General features: G+C 52.7%; 16 protein-coding genes. 12 read left to right on the forward strand and 4 right to left on the reverse strand.

Features of this window, described 5'->3' with window-relative positions:
* The first annotated feature begins 1 nt into the window (after window position 1).
* The 3 genes from ACYVIY_RS02565 to ACYVIY_RS02575 are packed head-to-tail and all read left to right on the forward strand — an operon-like array spanning window position 2 to window position 6,216.
* The gene (locus ACYVIY_RS02565) at window positions 2–1,306 is read left to right on the forward strand and encodes a serine/threonine-protein kinase (RefSeq protein WP_460974691.1); all 1,305 of its coding nucleotides are present in this window, start codon (window positions 2–4) and stop codon (window positions 1,304–1,306) included.
* A 21-nt stretch (window positions 1,307–1,327) separates the two neighbouring features.
* Window positions 1,328–5,308 carry an FtsW/RodA/SpoVE family cell cycle protein gene (locus ACYVIY_RS02570; RefSeq protein WP_460974692.1) on the forward strand — a complete coding sequence of 1,327 codons (3,981 nt, stop codon included), beginning with the start codon at window positions 1,328–1,330 and terminating at the stop codon, window positions 5,306–5,308.
* Window positions 5,309–5,325: 17 nt separating this feature from the next.
* A complete protein-coding gene (locus ACYVIY_RS02575; RefSeq protein ID WP_460974694.1) occupies window positions 5,326–6,216 on the forward strand; it encodes an FHA domain-containing protein in 891 nt (296 codons plus the stop codon).
* 52 nt (window positions 6,217–6,268) lie between these two features.
* On the opposite strand, the gene trxA is transcribed toward ACYVIY_RS02575, so the two are convergent.
* Window positions 6,269–6,580, reverse strand: coding sequence for a thioredoxin (gene trxA / locus ACYVIY_RS02580; RefSeq protein ID WP_460974695.1), 312 nt, complete (start codon window positions 6,578–6,580; stop codon window positions 6,269–6,271).
* Window positions 6,581–6,680: 100 nt separating this feature from the next.
* Here trxA and ACYVIY_RS02585 point away from each other — a divergent pair, with 100 nt between their 5' ends.
* Window positions 6,681–7,286: a DUF1684 domain-containing protein gene (locus tag ACYVIY_RS02585; RefSeq protein ID WP_460974696.1), complete on the forward strand. Its 606-nt coding sequence runs from the start codon at window positions 6,681–6,683 to the stop codon at window positions 7,284–7,286.
* Between the two features lie 102 nt (window positions 7,287–7,388).
* On the opposite strand, the gene ACYVIY_RS02590 is transcribed toward ACYVIY_RS02585, so the two are convergent.
* On the reverse strand, window positions 7,389–8,681 hold the full coding sequence (locus ACYVIY_RS02590; RefSeq protein ID WP_460974697.1) for a bifunctional 3,4-dihydroxy-2-butanone-4-phosphate synthase/GTP cyclohydrolase II: 1,293 nt from the start codon (window positions 8,679–8,681) through the stop codon (window positions 7,389–7,391).
* Between the two features lie 205 nt (window positions 8,682–8,886).
* On the opposite strand from ACYVIY_RS02590, the gene ACYVIY_RS02595 reads away from it, so the two are divergent.
* The 3 genes from ACYVIY_RS02595 to ACYVIY_RS02605 all read left to right on the forward strand — a co-directional run bounded on the left by ACYVIY_RS02595 (window position 8,887) and on the right by ACYVIY_RS02605 (window position 12,499).
* Complete coding sequence (locus tag ACYVIY_RS02595; RefSeq protein WP_460974698.1) at window positions 8,887–10,917, forward strand: T9SS type B sorting domain-containing protein; 2,031 nt, start codon at window positions 8,887–8,889, stop codon at window positions 10,915–10,917.
* Window positions 10,918–11,001: 84 nt separating this feature from the next.
* The gene (locus ACYVIY_RS02600; RefSeq protein WP_460974699.1) at window positions 11,002–11,334 is read left to right on the forward strand and encodes a YbaB/EbfC family nucleoid-associated protein; all 333 of its coding nucleotides are present in this window, start codon (window positions 11,002–11,004) and stop codon (window positions 11,332–11,334) included.
* A gap of 133 nt (window positions 11,335–11,467) precedes the next feature.
* Window positions 11,468–12,499 (forward strand): glycosyltransferase family 2 protein, encoded by a 1,032-nt coding sequence (locus tag ACYVIY_RS02605; RefSeq protein WP_460974700.1) that lies wholly within the window; start codon window positions 11,468–11,470, stop codon window positions 12,497–12,499.
* 39 nt (window positions 12,500–12,538) lie between these two features.
* On the opposite strand, the gene ACYVIY_RS02610 is transcribed toward ACYVIY_RS02605, so the two are convergent.
* The gene (locus tag ACYVIY_RS02610; protein ID WP_460974701.1) at window positions 12,539–12,760 is read right to left on the reverse strand and encodes a PspC domain-containing protein; all 222 of its coding nucleotides are present in this window, start codon (window positions 12,758–12,760) and stop codon (window positions 12,539–12,541) included.
* Between the two features lie 341 nt (window positions 12,761–13,101).
* Here ACYVIY_RS02610 and ACYVIY_RS02615 point away from each other — a divergent pair, with 341 nt between their 5' ends.
* The gene (locus tag ACYVIY_RS02615) at window positions 13,102–13,308 is read left to right on the forward strand and encodes a cold-shock protein (protein WP_381519668.1); all 207 of its coding nucleotides are present in this window, start codon (window positions 13,102–13,104) and stop codon (window positions 13,306–13,308) included.
* A 175-nt stretch (window positions 13,309–13,483) separates the two neighbouring features.
* On the opposite strand, the gene lysS is transcribed toward ACYVIY_RS02615, so the two are convergent.
* Entirely contained in the window at window positions 13,484–15,253 is a 1,770-nt protein-coding gene (gene lysS, locus ACYVIY_RS02620) for a lysine--tRNA ligase (RefSeq protein WP_460974702.1), read from the reverse strand.
* A gap of 476 nt (window positions 15,254–15,729) precedes the next feature.
* On the opposite strand from lysS, the gene ACYVIY_RS02625 reads away from it, so the two are divergent.
* The 4 genes from ACYVIY_RS02625 to ACYVIY_RS02640 all read left to right on the forward strand — a co-directional run bounded on the left by ACYVIY_RS02625 (window position 15,730) and on the right by ACYVIY_RS02640 (window position 24,168).
* Window positions 15,730–18,975, forward strand: coding sequence for a SusC/RagA family TonB-linked outer membrane protein (locus ACYVIY_RS02625; protein ID WP_460974703.1), 3,246 nt, complete (start codon window positions 15,730–15,732; stop codon window positions 18,973–18,975).
* 30 nt (window positions 18,976–19,005) lie between these two features.
* Window positions 19,006–20,604, forward strand: a complete 1,599-nt coding sequence (locus ACYVIY_RS02630; protein ID WP_460974705.1) for a SusD/RagB family nutrient-binding outer membrane lipoprotein — start codon at window positions 19,006–19,008, stop codon at window positions 20,602–20,604.
* Between the two features lie 78 nt (window positions 20,605–20,682).
* Window positions 20,683–21,309 (forward strand): hypothetical protein, encoded by a 627-nt coding sequence (locus ACYVIY_RS02635; RefSeq protein WP_460974706.1) that lies wholly within the window; start codon window positions 20,683–20,685, stop codon window positions 21,307–21,309.
* 36 nt (window positions 21,310–21,345) lie between these two features.
* A complete protein-coding gene (locus ACYVIY_RS02640; protein ID WP_460974707.1) occupies window positions 21,346–24,168 on the forward strand; it encodes a M14 family metallopeptidase in 2,823 nt (940 codons plus the stop codon).
* The last annotated feature ends 23 nt before the right edge of the window (window positions 24,169–24,191 follow it).

Here is a 24,191-nt window from a genome sequence, read left to right on the forward strand (position 1 = left end):
AATGCCGACTGTTAGCGTGAATACGCACTTTCCGGGTTACGAAATATTAGGCGAACTGGGCCGCTCCAATGCGCGAGTCCTGAAAGCCCGCCATATCGCAACGGGCGATTTAGTGGCGATCAAGCATTTCGTGTTGGGCACGGATCCTGAAACGCTCCGTCGATTTCAGCAGGAGTCGACCATTATGACGAACATTCACCACCCGAATGTAGTCGGCGTGCGTGAGGTTCAGGTCGACATGCCCCTGCCGTTTATCGTGATGGAATGGGTTGAAGGGGGCGACCTCCGCTCGCTCCTTAAACAAGGGCCGCTGGACGTATCGGCCGTGATTCGGTTGGGTCAGCAAATGGCGGCCGCCTTTAGCGCCATCCATCCGCAAGGCATCATTCACCGGGATATTAAGCCGGAAAATATTTTGTACCGCCCATTACCTAGTGGGGAACTGCATTTTCTGCTGACCGATTTTGGCGTTGCCAGATTGCGCGAACAATCGAAAACGCTAACGGGTCAATCGTTACTGACGTACGAATATGCTTCGCCCGAGCAGTTTGAAAATCCGAGAGGCTTAACCGGAGCTACTGATTATTATTCGCTGGGTGTAGTGCTTTATGAATGCCTGACGGGACATCTGCCGTTTTCTATGACGGAGAGTGAAGGCATTGCTACGTTCGTCAAGCATGTGTTGCATACCCCCCCGCCTGAGATGGTGCTCCCGGCCGGGCATCACCTACCGCCTAGTCTCAACGAAATTGTAAACTGGACCCTGATCAAAAATCCAGCCGAGCGCCTGAGCGATGCCGACGAACTAACGTTACTGCTTGGGCAGGCTACCGTAGAGCAGTTACAGGCTAACCGCTCCATTGATCAGACGGCTCCCGTACGTCCACGACCCCAGACGGTGGCTGCTCCTGAGGTCGCAAATGAACTTGACGAAACGTACGCGCCTGAGTACGAAGAAGAACCCGCCGAGCGGTCGAACGGATGGATCATTGCCTTTGCGGTGATTGCTGTCCTGGCGATAGTTGGGTTGGCTATTTTTTACGTAAACAAACCGAAAGGAGCCTCTTCGCCTTCAGTTGCCGATACGACGGCAGTAGACGATACAATGGCTTCGGAAGATACCGCCGTTGACTCACCAGCCGATGGCGTCGATTATTCAGAGCAACAAAATCCACGCGATTCAACCGAAGTCAATACCGAGCCGAGTGCATCGCCCAACGCACCACCCAGCGTATTTTCTGACACAACAACCGTACCCAGGGTTGACTCAACCTCCGTCGCTGACTCCACCAATTCCGATACGTAACGCGGCCTTGTCGTATTTCGCATGAGATCAACCCCCGTACCGTCCGAACGATTCTATTTACTCGGCGCATCTGTTTTGTTACTGCTGCTGTTCGGACGACTGTATACCAATTTATTGCCTATTCTTGATCAGGCTAATCAGGCCTATGCAGCTGGGCAGGCCCTGAACCTGGAGCCGGGGCTTAAACCGGCCGCCGTTCGGCGTTTACTGACGACCGGTAACTACTACACTGATCCGAAAGACATTAGCCTGCTGGCTGATTCGTTACCGGCTAAGCTGGCTCGAAACGGTACGTTAGATAACGTGGGAAGCCTTAACAAACGACTCTTTGCTATAGCTGCGCCGGTTGCGTGGAGGAGCCCTATCGGAGGTGATGATTTTCAGAACCGGTTGCGGCTGTCACGCCAGCAGATGGGATTCGATTCGGTGTTGTACCGACGGGAATTGAAAGCGCCGAAAGCGTATGCCTCTACTACAAACGTTGGAACTGGTAATTTGTCGATCAGCGGTCGGGTTAGCCAGGAGGAGCGACCGATGGATGGCGTCTTGGTGCAACTTAAACGCCATTACGCCACAGCTCAACCCGATACGTTGTCGGATCGGTACATCTATGCCCGCACCGGTACCGATGGCCGATTTAGCTTTACGGGCTTGAAAGAGGGCGGGTCTTATAGCGTTGTTCCCCTAAAACCCGGTTTTGAGTTTGGTAGCCGACGGGGGACGAGTAAACTGACCGGTGATCAGGACTATATCTTTATCGCTCGACCGCATTATTTGCGGCTTATTGGGTCACTGGTGTATGGTCAGCTTAAAACCGATCGGGCCTTTACGGTACGTACGCCAGGCTCGTTTACCATCCAGTTTTGGGGGATTGTTTTGCTGTTTATCGGTTCGTTCTGGGCTGTGCATGGCATCTGGTCAGTCCGGCGCTTTCAGCCTGATCCGCTGCTGTTAACGGTGCTCATGCTGCTTACGGGTATATCGGTACTTACGCTGCTGGCGATTCAGGACCCGTTGCAGGATACGCTCTACGCCGGACAGACCCTGCAAGGCATCGCCCTTGGGTTAGTGGGCCTGACGATTCTGTCGCAGTTAAACATCGGTAAGTTTTATGCCAACTGGCGATACGACTGGTTATTCGCGTTTCGGAATCGGGCTTCTGTCCGGCTGTCGGGCTGGACCTGGTTAGTGCTGGCCATTGGCTTAGCGGCATTGACGTTGCTTTTTGGGTCGGGTCCAGAAGGTAGTGGCGTGCGGGTAAACCTATCCGTACTTGGCATGAGTTTTCAACCGAGTGAGATCACAAAATACCTGCTGCTACTTTTCTTCGCCGGGTTCTTCGCGGCCAATGAGCAACAAATACGGCAATTGCCCGATTTACGCTGGCGTTTCATCGTGAGCTTCGGAGCATTGGCCGGAGCGGTGTTTCTGATGCTGCTCTATCTGCTGCTGGGCGACATGGGACCGGCTTTGGTAGTGTGCTTTACCTTCCTGTTGTTCTACAGCATTGCCCGCGGCAACTTACGCTTAACCTTAGTTACGGGCGTTATCTACGGAGTTGCTTTGTGGTTACTGCCGGGCTGGATTGCTACGCTCGTTTGCCTGATTGCCCTCATTGGCTTCATGCTCTGGCAGGGTGAAGCACGGTCATCAACGGGCTTGGGTTGGGCGGCCTTACTGGTTGAAGCGCCCGTTATGCTGTTGCTGGTCATTGCCGTGTTTGCGTTCGGTGACCTGCTGCCTTTCGTGGGCGATCGCTTAGCCGATCGGAAAGCGATGTGGCTGAGTCCCTGGAATAATGATGTCTACGGGGGCGATCACCTGGCGCATAGTTTCTGGACTTTGGCTGCGGGCGGATGGACAGGGCAGGGGTTAGGTAAAGGATTTGCCAACGCTATGCCAGCCGCCCATACGGACATGATTCTGCCGAGTTTAGGTGAAGAGCTGGGCGGTCTGGGTGTCATATCTGTGTTTATTCTGTTCGGTATCTTACTGCACCGCACGTTTCTGCACGCCCGTCGGGCTGGTCAGCCGTTCAGCTTTTTTCTGGTAGCCGGCATCGCCATTGCCACGGGTGTCCAGTTTTTGATTATTGCCGGTGGTTCTATTGGCTTGCTGCCATTGACAGGAATCAGCGTTCCTTTCCTGAGTTACGGCAAGATTTCGCTGATTATCAACCTGACCGCAATGGGAGCCGTATTTAGCGTGGCGCACCGACCTGGAGCGGCTACGCAACGCGAATACCTCGAAAAACACTACGATACCGTACTCATGGCGGGTATCGCTGGTTTTCTGGCAGGCGTTGTGGTACTAATTGCGCGTTTACTGCCAATCGTCGGCTGGAACGGCGACGAATACATCGTTCGACCGACCCGAGTGGTTACACGTAACGGGGACCCAGTGTATAGCTATAACCCACGTATTGCGCGACTAACGCGGGCGCTGGCCGCCGGAACAATCTATGACCGAAATGGGCTGGTGCTGGCAACCAGTTCGCCAGAGCCAATCACGCGTCAGGCTGGTAAACTTCAACAGAGTGGGTTGCTACCGGATGAGTTGAAAACGCTGACACAAAAGCGGCAGCAGCGGTATTATCCGTTTGGCGAACACCTGTTTTTCTGGGTAGGCGATCTGAATACGCAACTGTTCTGGGGCCAGAGCAATGGGTATTACGCCGAAGCGACGCACTTAAGCGAGCTACGCGGTTTTAATAGTCGACCTCGCAAAACAGACCTTGTTACGACCGATTACCGGGCCGATCGATTTAGCCCGTCGGTGCATCAGACGCGGACGCTATCCGTTTACGATTATAGTGAACTAGCCCCAGCGTTACGGGCAGGACTGGACAGCCGCGAGGTTGAACGTCGGAAAGCGCAGAACCGGGATGTGTACCTAACCGTGAATGCTGAACTACAGGTTGCTTTGCAAAAGTCCCTGGCACAGTCGGATTATCGAAACAAGCGGCTGTCGGTCGTGGTGCTGGATGCGGCTTCCGGCGATCTGCTGGCCTCGGCCATGCACCCGTTGCCCAACCTCAAAACGCCCGACGTCATGCAACTGTCGGATCGTGACCGCCTGAAACTACCGTATCTGGTGACCGAACGTGATCTGGGCATGACGTTCCCCACCGCTCCCGGCTCAACTGCCAAGATCCTGACTGCGATGGCTGCGTTCAATAAACTAGGCGCATCCGCTTCCGACGTTACGTATCCGATTACGTGTCAAGAAATTATTCGCCGGGGGACTCGCGAGTCGGAGCCTTGTGGCGAACCCGTCGATATGCGAAAAGCCATCGTTCGATCGAGTAACGTCTATTTCATCCGTACGGCGAATGACAACCGACTGGACAACGAACTGGCTAATCTTTATCTGGCTACGGGGATGAACATCGATTTTATTGGTGGCTATTCGTTTACCGATACGCACACAGACGTCGAACGGGATCAGATTCTTAACCACTGGCGCGACTCCTCGTTTGCGGTTCGCCGGAGTTTGTACCAGAGCGATCGGTATCCGAGACGCTACCGGAGTGAATTCTCGGGCCTGGCCTGGGGACAGGGACAGTTAACGTCCACACCAGCTTCTATTGCCCGAATGGCCGGGGCCATCGCCAACAACGGTATCATGCAGCCCTCACGATACGTAGTGAGCCGCGCCGGAAAAGCGGAGCCCATAGCAACTGGGCAACGACTGGCCCGTCAGCCAGACTACGCCAATCAGCTCCAAGAGTTTATGATTGAGCAATCGAATCCGTCGGCGGGGCGAAGTAAAATTAGTGTAGCCAGAGTAGCGGGGAAAACTGGAACGCCGGAACGGATGGTGCTCGGTGAACGGGAGAATGACGGTTGGTACGTGTTTTTCGCGCCTACATCTGATGGTCGCTCACGTACGGTGGTTTGCGTGCGCATTGAGCTTGGCGACTCATCGGCCGACGCCGTTCAACTGGCGAATGACGTAGTGGCACCGTTGCTCAGACAACGCGGTTATTTAGGCAGCTTCTAATCCAAAACGTAGTAGTCATGAGCTTGATAGAAACGGTTAAAAAAATATTCGGACTGACACCTACTTCGTCTGATCCACCAGTCGAGCCGGTTGAGAAGAGCCCTGCAAACGTAGTGGTGCCTAAACCAGCGGCAACGGGTCTACCTCCAACGGCTCAACGGCGGGATCAGGTTTTGCGCTTTTTGCTGGAAAAGTTACGGCCTTACCAAAACGAACCCGGCGCAACGCCAACGGGGCTACGCCTTTGTATTCGTTGTGTAAATTCAGAAGAGGAAGAGCTGTATCGGGTTGCTTTATGGGCCAATCAACCCGGCAAATTTCAGGCGGAACTGAGTCGCCAACTCGCCGACAACTACATAACCCTGTCGAAAAACTGGCAATTTGACTATGAGCTTTTTGCCGATGAGCTTCCCGCCGAAGCCTTTCGCGAAGGGAATCTGGGGCTTATTATTTTTGATGAATCGAAGCCCGATACAACTCCGCTTCTGGCCCGAATCGTCACGCTGGTCGGCCAAACAGATCAGGACGAATACCTACTCGATCCAACCATGAAGGATTGTTATTGCATCGGACGGGGACGTACCAGCCAGACCACTTCGGGGCGAGTGCGCACGAACGATATTGTGATCTTAAACGAAGATGAGAATGGCTTTGACCCACAGCGGGGGGCAAACAATGCCGCGGTTAGCCGTGCGCACGCAACTATAAAGTACAACAAAGCGCAGCGTCAGTATTCGCTCGTTGTTGATACCGGCGGGTTACCGGCAAGCGGGAATAAGACAAAGATCGTTCACCCGAACGATCGGGTTGAACGAGCGGATATTGGTGGCCTGAATTACCCGTTGCAGGATGGCGATCAGATTGAGTTAGGTGGTGCTGTTACGTTACTGTTTGAGCTGCAACAATAAGGCTATCTGCCAAGAATTATGTAGAAAACTCGTGCAACAGAGCGCTTCGTCCTTAACTGGCATGCTGTTTCACCAAGCCTTCGAGTGCGTGCAATGACTGAACGCCCGACTGACGCCAGACAATCTTGCCGTTTTTAAACAGAATCATCGTCGGAATGCTCCGAATCTGATATTGATTGGCAGCGGCCTGACTGTGGTCAACGTTAACCTTAACGACCCGGACTTTATCACCGACGCGTTCAGTTAATTGTTTTAGAATGGGAGCCTGCTGTTTGCAGGGACCGCACCAATCGGCGTAAAAATCGACCAGTACCAGGGTGTCTCCGTTGATCAGGTCTTTGAAGGAGGCTTTGGGCTGACTCATAGAAGGTTGTGTTTATTGAACCGAAGTGCTTGTTTCGCATTATAATAACAGCTACAGACACCCGCCGGTTCGCGCTTAGAGCCGCTTCCGATTCGTTACTATGCGTATCTTTCATTTCATCCTGATTCCGTTACTGGCAACGGCAGCCGTAGCCCAAACGCCTTATGCCGAGCAGGTTGCCCAGCACCGACAAACGTATAAGCAGGAGTTTCTGACTATGTCGAGTAGTCCGCTCAGGACGAAAGAAGCCGTGGAGTACCTGCGGTTTTACGAACCTGATTCAACGTACCGGGTGGTGGCTACTGTAGAGCTTACTCCAAAAGCAGAGCCGTTTGAAATGCCGACGTATACCGGAAAGACGAGTACCTACGTCAAATATGCGTTGCTGTCGTTTTCGGTAAATGGTAAACCGCAGCAGCTGACCATTTACCAAAGCCTAAGTCTGGCTCGTATGCCGCAGTACCGTGATTATCTATTTCTTCCGTTCAAGGATGCTACGTCCGGTCTGGCTACGTACGGCGGAGGGCGCTACCTTGACCTCAGAACGGGCGACATCAAAGATGGTCAGCTAACACTCGATTTTAACAAGTCCTATAACCCATACTGCGCCTATGCTGAAGGCTATTCCTGCCCGATTCCACCCCGCAACAACGTACTATCGGTTGCTATTGAAGCCGGTGAGAAAACATACGGGAAAGTGCATTAAGCAATTAGTCATTTAGTCATCATTGGCCATTCAGTCATTAGTTGCACTCCGTTCCCGACTCTACTAATGACTGAATGGCCAATGATGACTAAATGACCTAACCTACATAGCCTGTTCCTGGTTAACCGGCTCAATGGGTTCAGTCATGATCGTATGACCCATCTTGTCACGTTTGGTCCGGAGGTAGCGTTCGTTGTATGGATTCGATGGGATTTCGATCGGTACGTTCTCGACAATCTCCAACCCGTAACCCATTAAACCTGCCCGTTTTTTTGGATTATTCGAAATAAGCCGAAGCTTGCGGATGCCAAGATCGCGGAGAATCTGAGCGCCGACGCCATAATCTCGGGCGTCCATCGGCAGGCCCAGATCGAGGTTCGCTTCAACCGTGTCACGACCCATTTCCTGTAGCTTATACGCTTTCAGTTTATTGATCAGACCGATGCCGCGCCCTTCCTGAAACATGTAGACCACGACGCCCTTACCGGCATCTTCAACCATTTGCATAGCCGTGTGCAGTTGACCTCCACAGTCGCAGCGGCACGATCCGAAAATGTCGCCCGTTACGCAGGAAGAGTGAACCCGCACCAAAACCGGCTCATTTGGCTCCCAACTGCCTTTGACCAGGGCCAGGTGCGTATCGCCGGTATTGCTTTGTTTGTACGCGATCAGGTCGAAGTGCCCCCATTCAGTTGGCATATCTACGCCGATTTCGCGCCGGATTAAGCTCTCGGTACGTAAGCGGTATTCGATCAAATCCTGAATGCTGATCAGCTTCATGCCGAACCGATCGGCCAGAACCCGCAACTCCGGCAATCGTGCCATCGTACCGTCTTCGTTCAGCACCTCAATCAATACGCCCACTGGCGACAGACCCGCCAATTTGGCCAGGTCAACAGCCGCTTCGGTATGGCCCGCTCGACGAATAACACCGCCTTCAACCGCGCGTAGGGGGAAAATATGTCCTGGGCGACCTAGATCCTCTGGCTTCGTAGCAGGATCGACCAGCGCCTGAATCGTTTTTGAACGGTCGGAAGCTGAAATGCCCGTTGTACAGCCATTTCCTAATAAATCGACCGAAACCGTGAACGGGGTCGTGTGAACCGACGTATTGCTGCTCACCATCATGTCGAGGCCCAACTCGTCGCAGCGTTCCTGTGTCAGGGGCGCACACATTAACCCACGGGCCTCCCGGATCATGAAATTTACCATTTCAGGCGTGATCATTTCAGCCGCGCAAATCATATCGCCTTCATTCTCACGATCTTCATCGTCCACAACCAGTACAATCTTTCCCGCCTTGATATCGGCGACAGCGTCTTCAATACGATCTAAACGTATTGGACTTAGTTCAGATTGGTCCACTGGTTCTAGGTTGGTATTATTATTGCTCATCTGTTTGACTGATGCGTGTCGGTGGAACTATAGTAGGTATACGGGTAAACTGTTCTATACAGATCGGATGCGATGGGATAGGACGGGTTTGATCTGAAAACTGATTTTAAGAAAGATACGTTTCGCCAAACGCGAAAATGTCCGTGGGTACGTTTTCACGGATAGGGCTGCTTGGATTATACGAACGATAAATTTTTTACCTTCCGTGCGAATTTTACGATCGAGGCTGGATGAAGTTGGAGCTAAGATGAGTTTGTGTGTGCATTGGCCACTCACCGTTACGATGCTGGCGCTAACCTGTATTTCTGGCTTTACACCTTCATTTAGCCAGAATGCCTGCACTAATCCGGCATATAAAGGGGACTTCTCGCTGGACAAAACCAGAACCTGTGTTGGCTCGGCCGTTACCATTACCAATGTGCCTACTACCTTAAGCAATACAGGCTACAATTTTCAGTATGATGGCAAAAGTTCAATCGAAAAGGTCGCGCTGACCACAGCGACATCGTTTACGTACACCCAACCGGGCACATATACCATTTTGCAGGGAGCCAGTGGCGCAGGATCAGGAACGGGCACTATCTTCTGCCGGGAAGTTACCGTGTTACCGTTGGAACCTATAAATTTTACGGCCAAAGCCTGTTCAGGTCGGCAGGTAACCGTTAATGCTACACTCGATGCGAAAACGGGCCAGTATGACGACTATATCATTGACTGGGGAAACGGAGTAAAAAGCAGCCCACTTAGCCGAACTGACATTGTAAAACCCCAGAGTTATACGTACAACAACGCGACTTCATACACCATCAAAATCATTGGCCGATATGCCGGCGTGAGCGGCTGCGATACGCCCGCCGACGTTGTTGCTAAAACGCAGCAGGTTGTCAATCTATCTCAGACCGTTACGCAGCCGGTTATCAACAAGCTGACAACGGTTGGCGAGAGTTCAATCTCGATTCAATATCAAATCACGCCCGGTACAAACGCACAACTGTATCAACGGGATGCCAATGGGATGTACCAGCCAACGGGCCAGACGGGAAATGGCACGGTGCCATTTTCTGTGTCTACGGATACCAAACAGGCGCAATGCTTCCAGGTAGTGGCCCAGGATGCCTGCAACGCGGCCGGACTACGTTCAGACGAGGTATGCAGTATAGTGGTTGACGCCCAGGCGATTGCTAAGCAGAATGACCTGCGCTGGCAGGCGTATCAGGGCACCGTGACGCCCGCTAAGCCATTCCGGTATTATCGGGTATTACGCAATGGATCGCCCGTTGGCGGTACATTAACCAGCCGGACGGCCACCTCATATTCCGACAACAACAAGATTGAATGCGGTACGCGGTACTGTTACGCCATTGAAGCTTACGTTGGACCAGCCATTGTAACCTCCGGACCGTCCTGTGTAACCGGTATCAATGGCGAAGTACCAACCAGTTTCACGAACATCGTTGTGTCGATAGAAGATGGCAAACCCCGTATCGTAGCGCAGTTGCCGACTACCGGAGCGACGGCGAGTTACACCATAAACGTTAGCCGGGCGAGTGGATCATCGGGCAGCTTTCAGCCGGTAGGCAGCGTAACGGGCAAGAATGTGTATATCGACGAAGGCGCGAATCCGTCGGCTGGCTCGTATTGCTACCAGCTAACCTTTCAGAGCAGTTGTGGGTTGAGTTCACCACCCTCCGAGCCGGTCTGCACCGTTTTTCTAAGCTCCCAATCCTCGGCCAGCGTCGATTGGACGACCGAGTCGCCATTTCTATCGGGGCCAGTAGCTAGTTATACCGTGGAAGTTATTGACTCCCTGAACGGCACAAAACGCGAAATTCCGGTAAGTGGCAATACGCGCTACGAACCCGACCCGGACGATCCGAATCTACAGTCTCAGAAGTACCGCATTATCTCGGTATCAAACTCAGGGGTAGTCAGTTACTCGAATTTCTTTACGTTCCGGCGTGAGGCTAAAATTCTTGTTCCCAATGCATTTACGCCCAACGGCGATGGGCAGAACGATGAGTTCGTTGCGAAGGGAATTTACGTGGATCAGTTCAGAATGACCATCTACGATCGGTGGGGCAGCGTAATCTACAGCACTACCGAGAAGGCAAAAGGTTGGGATGGTACCGAGAATGGTCAGCCTGCGCTGGCGGGTCAGTATATGTACCGGATAGAGGTCGAGGATTTGACAGGGCTGAAAACTGTTCGTACGGGTGCGTTGTTGTTAATCAGGTAGACCTGTTCACTCACCGGAAAATCGGTCTGTATCGACCGGACAAGGAACGTAACGGTTGACTCTTAACTCACTAGTCAAAGCAGTATGAATATGTTTGATATGTTCGGGAAAATGAAGGAAGTTCAGGCCCGAATGAAGGAGGCTCAGGAATCGCTCAGCACTATCACCGAAACCGGCGATTCGGGGGCAGGTATGGTGCGCGTAACGGTAAATGGTCTGAAAAACGTCCTGAAGGTTGAGATTGACCATGATCTCATTAAGCCTGACGACCGCGAAATGCTGCAGGACCTGATTGTCGCGGCAACCAATAAAGCCATGGCCAACGTAGAAACCAAATCCCGCGAACACCTCCGGCAGGCCACCGAAGGGCTGCTGCCCAACATTCCCGGCCTGAACCTGGATGGGTTGATGGGATAGTCAGGGAATCAGCCAGTTAGTTGATACGTTGATAATTCAGTCGGTTAGTGTACTCTTGTATTTGTGCATGAATTAACTAACCGACTGATTAACTGAGTAACTTGCCGACTGATTCACTCACCGAGCTTACTTTGTGAATACCCTCGCCATCGTAATTCTGAATTACAACGGTAAATCTTTTTTAGCCAAGTTTCTCCCGACAGTACTTGCCAATGCCGACGGCCATCCGGTTTACGTTGCCGACAGCGCATCGACCGATGGTTCAGTGGCTTTTGTTCGCCAAAGCTTCCCCGCAGTTCGCATCATTGAGCTGCCTCGTAATGAAGGTTACGCAGGCGGTTATAATCTGGCTCTGGAGCAGGTTCGTGTGCAATACGGTGGTGCTACGTACTACGTCTTACCCAATTCCGATATAGAAGTTACGCCAGGCTGGCTCACCCCTGTTCTGGAGTTGATGCAGGCGAACCCGCAGATTGCCGCCTGCCAGCCCAAAATCCGCTCGTACACCGATCGCACGTTGTTTGAGCACGCGGGAGCCGCTGGCGGCTTCGTCGACTGGCTGGGCTACGTATTCTGTCGCGGCCGCGTATTCGCTACGTTCGAAACCGATCGGGGTCAATACGACGACAATCAGCGCGTGTTCTGGGCTACTGGTGCCTGTTTATTTGTACGAGCCGATGTGTTTCACCAGGTTGGCGGTTTCGATGCCTCCTTTTTTGCCCATATGGAAGAGATCGACCTATGCTGGCGGGTTCAGCGGCTCGGCTATGAGGTTTGGGCCTGCGGGCAATCAACGGTTTATCACGTGGGTGGCGGAACGCTCCACAAATCCAATCCGCACAAAACCTATCTGAATTACCGCAACAGCTTGTTGATGCTGTACAAAAACTGGCCTGCTGATGGCTTACTGTGGGTAAAAATCTTTCTTCGGCTGGTACTGGACGGTATATCTTCGCTGTTGTTCCTGAAAGTTGGGCAGTGGCGCGACGTAGTGGCGATCTTGAACGCACACTTTGCTTTCTATGGCCGCTTGCCACAACTGCATCGTGAGCGAAAACGGCTGTTGAAGCAGCAAACAACATCCGTTCCGCTGTTTCCGCGTAGCATTGTCTGGCAGTATTTTGGTAAAGGAAGAAAGACGTTTGGTGAACTGGATAAAGGCTAACCGTAGGCTGATGGTGGCCGCTAATTGATGGGAAGGTGATTAGAGTTCCCAAATGGTTGGATGCGCGTGCCGCCGGAGATGCTTGTTCATCTCCATCCAGAAGGCCATAATCAGGTAAAGAACCACCGGTGAGCCCAGCGTCAAAAACGAGGTGTAGATAAAATACAGCCGGATGCTGCTGGCCGAGATATTCATTCGTTCGCCAAGCAACGTGCAAACGCCAAACGCCTGCTTTTCAACGAAATACCTGATCTTTTCCATAGCGTTTTAGTTTGTGAAGCGGACGTATATACGTTGAGTCTATTTTAAGTAGTTGTAACGGCTATCTAGAATAGAATGTTTGCTGTTTAGACCAAAAGCCGATATAAACTTAGTAAAAATGCCTAAAAAATTATCCAAACTACTATGAGATCGGAACATTTTTATTTTCTTTGTGTTGTAACCAAGTTAATATCAAGCCTACCTGATATTAACACATTTGCAAGCAAAGCCCGTTGATTCTCAGCCTAGTGCCCGGCCGTCGGCGTAGTATGGTGCCTGTTTCGCGTTCTTTCTTGTTAACTGACCCTTTGTATGTTTAATTGTTTAATTGTTTTTGTTTTATGCAAACAGGTGTAGTAAAATTCTTTAACGAGAGTAAAGGATACGGATTCATTGTTGAAGACGATACCAACCGGGACATCTTCGTCCACATTACCGGCCTGAACGGAATCACCATTCGCGAGAAAGATCGGGTACAGTTTGAAGTAGTTGACGGCAAAAAAGGACTCAACGCTGTAAAGGTGAAAAAGATAGACGGCGATTATTAAGCTGTCACGCCTAAGAAATTGAAACCCCACTCGGCTAACTGAGTGGGGTTTTTTATGAGTGAGCTGATTGAGTTTCGTTGTTGTACCCCTCCCAACCTCCCCTACAAGGGGAGGAGTTTTACCAGCAAACTCTGCTCCTCCCCTTGTAGGGGAGGTTGGGAGGGGTACAAATATCCTACTGACCCGCCCAGCCCCGTACTATCTCTAGAGTAGGCATGGGGACGTCCATCTTCAACTTTTTTCGGACTCCCCCTAGGTCGTTGAACAACTTGTTTGGGTTGGCCGTACGAAGTTGCTCAACCGTCAGGAAACCAAGCTTCTGAACGGCTGGCACCCATTCGGCGGGTACGCCCGCGGCCACAAAATCGATTTCGTCTGACTGTTCGAGTTTTTTCTCGGGTCGCATTTGCGGAAAGAACAGGACATCCTGAATGGAAGGCTGATTCGTCATGATCATGGTTAATCGGTCGATACCCAGACCCACACCCGCCGTTGGGGGCATACCATATTCGAGCGCCCGCAGGAAATCTTCATCCAAGGCCATCGCTTCTTCATCACCCCGTTCGGCCAGGCGCAGTTGCTCTTCAAAACGTTCGCGCTGATCGAGCGGATCGTTCAACTCCGAATAAGCGTTGGCAATTTCCTTCCCGTTGCAAATCGCTTCGAACCGCTCAACCAAGCCGGGTTTGCTCCGGTGTTTCTTGGTCAACGGCGACATTTCGACGGGGTAATCGGTGATAAACGTCGGCTGGATCAGGTTGGGCTCGCAGGCATCACCGAAGAGTTCGTCAATCAACTTCGACTTACCCATCGTACTGTCTACCTTGATGCCCCGGCTTTCGGCTACCTTCCGAAGCTCGTCTTCTTCCATGCTGGAAACGTCGATGCCGGTATACTCCTGAATGGCTTCGAACATCGTGAGCCGTTTCCAGGGGCGCTTGAAATCAATGACGTTTGGACCGACCGTAACTTTGGTGGTACCGGCGACGTCCAGCGCTACCTTCTCGACCATCTCCTCAATGGTGTCCATCATCCAGAGGTAATCTTTATAGGCAACGTAAAACTCGACCTGCGTGAACTCCGGATTGTGCGTGCGGTCCATGCCCTCGTTGCGGAAATCCTTAGCAAACTCAAATACGCCATCATACCCCCCAACAATCAGCCGCTTCAGGTACAGCTCGTTCGCAATACGCAGGTACAGCGTCATGTCGAGCGTATTGTGGTGCGTCCGGAAGGGGCGGGCAGCCGCGCCACCATGAATCGGCTGCAGAATCGGCGTCTCCACTTCCAGGTACCCTTTCTGGCTCAGGAACTGACGAATGGAGTTGACCAGTTTGGTGCGCTTAATGAACACATCCCGAACCTGCGGATTAACGATCAGATCGACGTACCGCTGGCGGTAGCGCTGTTCGGGGTCGGTGAAGGCGTCGTACGTTTCTTTCTCGCCTTTTTCGTTAACGACTTCTTTGACGACCGGTAGCGGACGTAGTGATTTATTCAGGATTTTGAACTCGCGGACGTATACCGACAACTCGCCGGTTTTCGTCGTGAAAATATGCCCACGAACGCCGATGATGTCACCAATGTCGAGCAGCTTCTTGAAAACGACATTGTACATCGTTTTATCCTCGCCGGGGCAAATGTCGTCGCGCCGGAAGTATAGCTGTATACGGCCGGTGGAATCCTGTAACTCCGCAAATGAGGCACTGCCGCTAATCCGAACAATCATCAGTCGCCCGGCGAGTTGGATGTTTCCCCAGCGTTCGTCGCCGGACAAATCCATTTCGGGTTCGATGGAAACCGTCGGTTGGGGCTGAAAAGCGGCCCGGATATCGGCAACGGTTGTTGTTACGTCGAATAGTTCGGCCGGGTAGGGGTCAATCCCCATCCGCAGTAATTCTTCCCGCTTTTGTCGGCGGTTTATCTCTTGTTCGCTTAGCTGCATAGCATTCAGACAGTTGGTCAGTCGGCTGACCCTACTAGTTAAGGCCGCAAAAATAGCGAAAAGGATTGTCGTTTATAGAGCTTATCCTGGGAAGAAACCCCGCAGGCCTGCGTCTCTTCAAAATCTCCGTCCTTATATACCGGTATAAACAGGTAATCAGAAAACCATAAGATGCTCTGGTTACCGGGCGGGATTGTGGCCTATCAAATAGCAGGCCAATCCTGTAATAAAAAAGCTGCTTGTCCACTTGTTGTCCTTCTCCGGTTGCCAATCAACGTATAGACGATTTATAATATGAAGTAAGTGTGTTAGATATTATTCCATAAAATACATAATTTAACAAAGAATATTTTTTAAAATTATTATTATGTAAAATTTTACATAGGTGATCGTTATATAATTAAAATTTAATTAATTAAAATTGACAGACCGTAAAACATTCATTCATGTCCTATGTAACCTCTCTATGAAGTTGTATGAACGCACGACTACTTGTTCTCTTCCTCTTAGTACCAGCGATTACGTTTGCCCAGCAACGTAGTATTCGTGGTAAAGTAAGCGATGCCGCAGAGAAGGCTGCATTGCCAGGCACAACGGTGACCGTAAAAGGCACTACCGTTGGCACCGTCACTGATGCACAGGGGGCTTACCAGCTAACTGTGCCCGACCGAACGGCCGTTCTGGTGTTTTCGTCCGTTGGATTTCAGTCCAAAGAAGTTGTAGCGGGTAACCAGCAGGTTATTGATGTCATTCTAACGGCCGACACCAAGCAGCTCAGTGAAGTTGTGGTAACAGCCGCCGGTATCAAGCGGGACAAAAACGCGCTCGGCTATGCGGTATCTACCCTGGACGCGAATCAGCTTGCCCAAAAATCCGAACCGGACCCGTTACGGGCGCTGACGGGTAAGGTCGCCGGGGTGAACATACAAGGGTCGGGGGGCGCGGCTGGGGGCGCTACCAACATCACGATTCGCGGTAACTCGTCGCTGGGTAACAACAACCAGCCCCTGTTTGTCGTCGATGGCGTACCGTTCGACAACTCCAGCTTTGGGAGCACTGATGGTACGGTGGGCGGCTCAACCATTACCAACCGTGCCTTTGATCTGGACCCCAATAATATTCTGTCGATGACCGTGTTGAAAGGGGCGGCCGCGGCCGCGCTCTACGGATCGCGGGCGGCTAACGGCGCCATTATCGTAACCACGAAGGCTGGAAAACGGCAAAGCCGGAAAGGGCTGGAGATTACGTATAATACTGGCTATTCAATGGAGACCGTTGCGGGCCTTCCCGATTACCAGACCAGTTATGGCCAGGGTACTAACTTCGATTATCGAAGTGGGGTGTTTGGCTCGTGGGGACCGGCGTATCAGGGCATTCCCAGCCTGATTCCGACCCGCGCTACCATTCCGCATCCATTAACGACCAACAACCGCTACCCGTCTTCCATCTTCCCCCAGTTTTATCAGGCCGATGGAACGCCGATTCAGATCCCGTATCAATCCTACGCGCAGAGCAACGCTAAAAACTTCTTCCGGACGGGCAGCGTTTTCGAAAACGCCCTGTCAGTATCGACCGGGAGCGAAAAAGGCAACTTCACGGCGGGTATATCCCGAACGGGTAACAAAGGTGTAGTGCCCGAGAACCAGATCACCCGGACGGCGGTCAACATTGGCGGAAATGCCCAGCTCGACAACAAGTTTTACCTGAGTGGCGCTCTGAACTACGTCAATACCGATCAGGTATCGCCCCAGGTGACGGCCGCGAACGGAAGTGGGAGTTCGATCATGGATATTCTAATGTTTGTGCCCACCAGCTACGACCTGACAGGCTTTCCGAATACAAACCCCATTAATGGAAACAACATCTACGACCGGGTAGGTACGGATAACCCATACTGGTCGGTGAAAAATAGTCCGACGCTGAGCAAAGTTGACCGCTATTACGGTAATGTCGTACTGGGTGTCGATCCGCTGCCGTGGCTGAATGTGCAGAACACCATCGGCTTTAACGCCTATACCGACCGACGTACCGTTGTGAACGGAAAAGGCGGTGATTATTTCCCGAATGGCAACATCACCAACGATAACATCTACCGGCGGGAACTGGACAATACGTTGCTGGTGACCATCAACAAACCGATCAGCGATAATCTCGGGCTGAAATGGATTCTGGGCAACAACATCAACCAGCGACTCACCGAGCGCCAGGTTGTGTTTGGCGATGGCATCATTTTTCGGGGTATCAATTCGCTCAATAACACGAGCGTAACGATTCCCCGCGTGCTGCCCAATAACCGGAACAACTTCAAGCAAGGCTTCTACGCGTTCTTCACCGACATTTCGCTGGATTATAAAAACTTCGCCTTCCTGAATCTGGTCGCCCGGAACGACGTATCGTCTACGCTACCCGCCAGCAACCGGAGCTACCTGTACGGCGGAGCCAGCGCGTCCCTGATTTTTACGGAAGCGTTACGTATCCCGAAGACGATTCTGTCGTTCGGTAAATTCCGAGCGGGCTACACCCGCGTAGGGAATGAAGCCACTCCGTATCAGACGCAGACGGTATTTATCGCCAATCCGGTACTGGGAGCCGGGGCATCGGGTACCGGTACGATTGCTTCCCCGTTTGGTGGGCAGAGCACGCTGACCGAATCTGATCTGCTGGCCAATGCTTCGCTCAAGCCCGAGTTTATCAACGAACTGGAGTTAGGAACGGAACTGCAATTTTTCAACAACCGGATTGGGCTGGACATTACGTACTACAACAAAATCAGTACGTCGCAGATCTTCACCGTCAATGCCGTACCCTCGTCGGGCTACACCCAGAAAGTGATTAACCTTGGTAAGTCGTCGAACGAAGGGGTTGAGATCGGCCTGAATGCCACGCCTGTGAAGCTGCCCAACGGATTCACCTGGACGGTCTCGTCGGCTTTCACCCTGAACCGGAACATCGTGCGTGACATCGGTTCGCTCACCGAACTGCCTTACGGGGGTTTCTCTGATCTGGGTAGTGTGCACATCGCGGGCATGCCTTACGGCATGATCCGTGGCTCTACCTACGCCAAAGATGATGAAGGCAACATTCTGGTAAACCCAAATACGGGCAAACCCATTCTGAGTGGTAAAACAGCCGCCATTGGCAACCCGAATCCTGATTTCATCCTGGGCGTAACGAATACGTTGTCGTACAAAGGCTTTACGTTCAGCGCGTTGTTCGACTGGAAAAAAGGAGGAGATATGTATTCGTATACGGCCTATGAACTCCTCAGTCGGGGCGTAACGAAAGACACCGAGGAGCGCGAAGCCATTCTGGTTGGCCCTGGCGTGCTGGGTGATGTCAATACGTTGAAGCCGTTGCTGGACGGCGAAGGCAAGAAAATTCCAAACAACATCGGGATTGCCGTGGCCGATTACTATTTCACCGGCGGTTTTGGTCCCGGCGGAGCGGCCGAGGTCAACATTCTCGATGCTACGGTTTTTCGGCTGCGCGAGGTATCGCTGGGCTATCAATTCCCCAAACGCTGGCTGGACAAAACGCCGTTCGGCTCGGCCTCTCTGTCGGTCAGCGGCCGGAATCTCTGGTACCTGGCTCCCAACTTCCCCAAATACCTCAACTTCGATCCAGAGGTTAGCTCAACGGGCGTCGGCAATTCGCAGGGCTTTGACTTTATCGGCATTCCGACCACGCGCCGGATTGGGGTTAACCTACGCTTTAGCTTCTGAGATCTATCAACCCGTAACGATCACGATTTTATGAGATTCATAGCCACAATACGAATCGTCTGTTTGGTAGGGCTGCTGGTATGCGCTGGAGCCTGCAAAGACTTAATCGAGAGTAACGTCGATCCCAACAACCCGACGACCCCCGTTCTGGAGCTGCTTCTGCCCGCTACGCAGGTGTCAATGGCGGGCAGCCTGCGGGATGTGAACGTAGGTACGTCCGTTCTGATGCAGCAGTTGTACACCAGCAACACAAGCCGCAATTTCCAGGATGGTACTGATTATCAGCAATCCTGGAACGGGCTGTATACGCAGGCACTCAATGATATTGAGATTATTATCCGACAGGCAACTACGCTGCAGCGCTGGGATTATGCCGCGATTGCTAAACTTGAAAAAGCGTACATCTACAGCATCATGGTCGACTTGTGGGGTGATATTCCCTACAGCCAGGCGACTAATGGGCTGACCGTTTCTGATCCGACGTTTGAGACCGGGGCGACCATCTACGACAAACTGTTTGCCTTGATCGACGAAGCGCTGGCGGATGCCAACAAGGGTGCCTTTGCCATCCAGCCCAACACGGCCGACATCATTTACAAAGGCGATAAAGCGGCCTGGATTCGGATGGGAAATTCGTTGAAACTGAAGCTGTTCAACCAGATTCGCCTGGTTGATCCGGAGAAAGCGAAAACGGGTATCAACGCGTTGCTATCGAGTAATGCACCGTTGATTACGACGAACGCGCAGGACTTCTCGTTCCGTTTCGGCTCAACCGAAACTCCGGCGAACCGGCACCCGTGGCACCGCGCTGAATACCAGGCCAGCAAGAGTTACTACATGAGCCAGGGGTTCATGGAGCGCTTGTTTGCAGCCGATGATCCGCGCCTTCGGTATTATTTCTTCCGGCAGACGTCGAACTATACGGTCGGCTTTACGCCCACCGGCAACGGCTATTTCGGGCGGTACACGGGCGACGCGACGGCCTCCCCAAACGATAATGCCCTGAAGGCGACGTTCGGCGTGTATCCGGCGGGTGGCTTGTACGACAATTCGCCAATCAATAACATACCGGCAAGCAGCGTATTTGTAACGAACACAGGCGCAACCGGAGGTCCTAAAGTGGTGACGAATATGGATGGTTCAGGAGCGGGCGTGTTTCCGTTCATCACCAACGCCATGGTGAAGTTCATCCTGGCCGAAGCCGCCTTAACGCTGGGTACCACCGGCGATCCGAAGCAGTTGTTTCAGGATGGGATCACGGCGCATCTCAATAGTGTCAACACCATCTCGACCACGGGGGGGAACTCGGCACCAAGTTTGCCAGCGGCTACCATCACCGCCTTCGTAGCAAACCGCACCAGTCAGTACGATGCCGCTGATGCGGCCGGTAAGCTGAACGCGGTAATGACGCAGAAATACATCGCGCTGTTCGGCAATGGGATGGAGGCTTATAACGATTACCGGCGAACCGGTCTGCCTACCCTGCCCGCGCCGATTGCTCCGCTGAACAGCTTCCCGCTACGTCTGTCGTATTCGATCACGGAATTGTCGACCAACGCGAACGTATCCGGTAAAGCCGATCAGGTTCAGACTGCTCAGCAAATCACGCCCGTTTTCTGGGACAAGTAATCCGACTGCCCTAAGTCGCTGTGTTCAGCGTGCCTGATACGTGTACGCTGAACACGAATTTAACCTCAGCAATCCATCATGAAAAAATCGCTTTTATACCTGTCGCTGCTTCTTCTGATTGGGCTGGATGCCTGCAAGACGGAAGATTATGTTTGGGAAAACTGGGCTTATACCGCCGTGCCTTTGGTGGCGGTGAACACGGCCAAGTCCGCATTGCCGACCCTGGCTACGGCCAATACGTCTTTCTTTGATTTAGGGGCCGCGAATCTGGCCAGCCAGGAGTTCGAATACACCCTGAAGTGGGAAGGGTTTGGCAAGGCGGAGGTAACTTCTATCGATGTATATCTCGGCTTCAATAAGGCAGCCGCTACGGGTAATCCGGCGTATCCGATCGTGGTTTCACAGCCGGGCGGCCTGTATCCGAGTGTCACACAATATCCGCTTCCGAGCCGGGTAGGCGCGTCGGATAAGTTGTACGCAACGGTTACAGAATTTCCTAAAACGTTTACCATCACGGCTGCTCAGATGGCTACGTTCACGGGCGCGAACCTAAGCACGGTGGCGCAGAACGACTATTTCCTCTTCAAGTTTATCCTGAACCTCAAAGACGGTCGGCGCATTGCCGGTTTCCAGGAGAACGTGTGCGACGAAGCGCGGGGCGAAGTGGGTGATTGCCGCGTCGGTGTTCGGTTCCGGAAGAAATAATTACTCTCTACCCTCAAATCCCTAAACTGATCCGTTATGGTGCGTTACTTTTTTCGCCCGCTGGTCGTGCTGTTGCTCAGCATGACCGTAGCCTGGGCTCAGTCGATTCCGTCCCCAAAACAGCATTTTGGTTTTGCTATCGGCAATGATTATAAACTCGCTACGTATACGCAGACCGAAGCATATTTCAAGAAGCTGGCGGCTACGTCCGACCGGGTTAAACTGGTCGATATTGGCCCCACCGAGGAAGGGCGTCGTCAGTACATGCTGGTGGTCTCATCACCGGCTAACCTCAAAAAATTAAGCCGTTATAAAGAAATCTCGCAGAAGCTGGCTCATGCCGAAAACCTGACCGATGAGCAGGCCCATGCGCTGGCCAACGAAGGCAAAGCGGTGGTCTGGATTGATGGCGGCTTACACGCAACCGAAACGGTTGGCACGATGCAGTTGATCGAAACGGCCTGGCAACTGGCGAGCCGGAAAGATCCCGAAACGGTACGTATTCTCGACAACGTCATTGTGCTGCTCACCCACGCCAACCCGGACGGGCAGGAGATCGTGACCAACTGGTATATGCGTGAAGAGAAGCCCGAAAAGCGCACGCTGGAAGGGTTGCCCCGGCTGTACCAGAAATACATCGGCCACGACAATAACCGCGATTTCTATATCATGAATATGAAAGAGTCGCAGAATATGGGTCGCCAGTTGTTCGTCGAGTGGATGCCGCAGATCATGTACAACCACCACCAGCGCGGCCCGGCGGGGTCGGTGCTGGCTGGACCACCGTATCGCGATCCGTTCAACCACGTATTCGATCCGCTGATGGTCACGGGCATCGACGCCCTGGGCGCGGCCATGTACAACCGACTGAATGTTGAGAATAAACCGGGTTTTACCCGGCTCAACGGCTCCAGTTTCTCGACCTGGTATAACGGGGGCTTGCGGACAACCACTCAGTTCCACAACATGATTGGTTTGCTGACGGAGATTATCGGCGGCCCAACGCCGGAGGAGGTGCCCTTGGTGCCGCAGCGCCTGATTCCCAATGGTGCAACACCAAACCCGGTTACGCCCCAGAAGTGGCATTTCAAGCAGTCGATCGATTACTCGCTTTCGCTGAACTACTCGATACTCGATTACGCGGCCCGCTACCACGATGAGGTGCTGTATAACATCTACCACATGGGTAAAAACTCGATCGAGAGGGGCAGCAAAGACTACTGGACACCGTATCCAAAACGGATAGAAGCCATTACGCAGGCCTACCAGAGCGATCAGAAAAAAAGTGGGACCCGAGACGCGAATAATACAGTCGTTGGTGATCCGTTCGGCTGGATGGCCCGCAATGGAATACCCGCTAAATACTACGACGGTGTGCTCAAAGAGCCTAAACTGCGTGACCCGCGCGGCTACATCATTCCAGCCAATCAGGCGGATTTTCCCACGGCCGTTGCGTTCGTGAATGCGCTCATAAAGACAGGTATCGCTGTGCAGAAAGCGACGGATGACTTCACGGTGGCGGGTAAGAGCTATCCGGCTGGCTCATACATCGTGAAAACGAACCAGGCTTTCCGGCCGCACGTACTGGATATGTTTGAACCGCAGGACTACCCGAACGATTTTCAGTATCCGGGTGGCCCGCCGATTCGCCCATACGATGCCGCAGGCTGGACGCTGGCGTACCAGATGGGCGTGCAGTTCGATCGGCTGCTCGACGAGTTCAAAGGTCCATTCCAGCGGGTGCCGTATGGTGAACTGCAAACGCCGAAGGGTACGGTGAAAACGGCACCTTCGGTAGCGGGTTACGTCCTAAGCCCACGAGCCAACGTATCGTATGCCGCTGTGAACGACCTGCTGAAAGCGGGTGCTGAGGTGTATCGCCTGGGCGGAAACGATAAGTCGCTGGGCGAACCGGGTTCATTCTTCACACCCGCATCCGACAAAGCAAAGGGCGTATTAGACAAACTGGCGGCTACGATGGGACTCGACGTAACGGGCGTTCCCCAACGACCTACCGGAGTTATGAACAAAATGGCACCGGTTCGGGTGGCGCTTTGGGATACGTATGGCGGCTCTATGCCGTCGGGTTGGGTACGCTGGCTGATGGAGCAATATCACTTCCCCACGCAGGTGGTCTATACGCAGGACATTGACGCAGGCGACCTACGGAAAAAATACGACGTAATCGTGTTTGTGACGCGGGCGATTCCGGCACCTGATGGTCAGGATAACGACCCGTACCGGATGTTTGCCCCGAAAGAGCCGAAACCGGAAGAACTGCCCGCTGAGTACCGCACCTGGTTGGGGAAAATCACGGCCGAAAAGTCCATTCCGCAGTTGAAAAAGTTCATGGAAGAAGGCGGCTCAGTGGTGACCATCGGGTCGAGTACCAACCTGGCGTATCACCTGAATCTGCCCGTAAAAAGCGCCCTCGTTGAAATGACCCCGAGCGGCCAGCCAAGACCCCTGCCGGGCGAGAAGTTTTACATTCCGGGCAGCATACTGCGCGTCACCATCGATTCAACCGAGCAGGCGGCCTGGGGTATGCCGTCGGAAAGTGATGTGTATTTCGATAACAGTCCCGTCTTCAAAGTAGCTACTGACGCCATCACCAACGGTAAAATAAAGCCGTTAGCCTGGTTCCCCAACAGCAAACCACTACGTAGTGGCTGGGCCTGGGGACAATCATATCTGCAGGATGGTGTGGCTGCGTTCATGGCGCCGATCGGCTCCGGACGATTGTATGCCTTTGGTCCGGAGATCACGTTCCGGGCGCAGGCGCACAGTACGTTTAAGCTGCTCTTCAATCAGCTTTACTCGACGGGGTCGGCCCCCGGCGTAGCTACCAACGGCAACTAAGTCTGAATAACCACGGTGGCCCC

The sequence above is a fragment of the Spirosoma knui genome (assembly GCF_054780635.1).

Excerpts from the sequence above, each read along its gene's own strand:
- ACYVIY_RS02565 (WP_460974691.1), top strand. The coding sequence starts at position 2 with ATGCCGACTGTTAGCGTGAATACGCACTTTCCGGGTTACGAAATATTA.
- ACYVIY_RS02570 (WP_460974692.1), top strand. The coding sequence starts at position 1,328 with ATGAGATCAACCCCCGTACCGTCCGAACGATTCTATTTACTCGGCGCA.
- ACYVIY_RS02575 (WP_460974694.1), top strand. The coding sequence starts at position 5,326 with ATGAGCTTGATAGAAACGGTTAAAAAAATATTCGGACTGACACCTACT.
- trxA (WP_460974695.1), bottom strand. The coding sequence starts at position 6,580 with ATGAGTCAGCCCAAAGCCTCCTTCAAAGACCTGATCAACGGAGACACC.
- ACYVIY_RS02585 (WP_460974696.1), top strand. The coding sequence starts at position 6,681 with ATGCGTATCTTTCATTTCATCCTGATTCCGTTACTGGCAACGGCAGCC.
- ACYVIY_RS02590 (WP_460974697.1), bottom strand. The coding sequence starts at position 8,681 with ATGAGCAATAATAATACCAACCTAGAACCAGTGGACCAATCTGAACTA.
- ACYVIY_RS02600 (WP_460974699.1), top strand. The coding sequence starts at position 11,002 with ATGAATATGTTTGATATGTTCGGGAAAATGAAGGAAGTTCAGGCCCGA.
- ACYVIY_RS02610 (WP_460974701.1), bottom strand. The coding sequence starts at position 12,760 with ATGGAAAAGATCAGGTATTTCGTTGAAAAGCAGGCGTTTGGCGTTTGC.
- ACYVIY_RS02615 (WP_381519668.1), top strand. The coding sequence starts at position 13,102 with ATGCAAACAGGTGTAGTAAAATTCTTTAACGAGAGTAAAGGATACGGA.
- lysS (WP_460974702.1), bottom strand. The coding sequence starts at position 15,253 with ATGCAGCTAAGCGAACAAGAGATAAACCGCCGACAAAAGCGGGAAGAA.
- ACYVIY_RS02625 (WP_460974703.1), top strand. The coding sequence starts at position 15,730 with ATGAACGCACGACTACTTGTTCTCTTCCTCTTAGTACCAGCGATTACG.
- ACYVIY_RS02630 (WP_460974705.1), top strand. The coding sequence starts at position 19,006 with ATGAGATTCATAGCCACAATACGAATCGTCTGTTTGGTAGGGCTGCTG.
- ACYVIY_RS02635 (WP_460974706.1), top strand. The coding sequence starts at position 20,683 with ATGAAAAAATCGCTTTTATACCTGTCGCTGCTTCTTCTGATTGGGCTG.
- ACYVIY_RS02640 (WP_460974707.1), top strand. The coding sequence starts at position 21,346 with ATGGTGCGTTACTTTTTTCGCCCGCTGGTCGTGCTGTTGCTCAGCATG.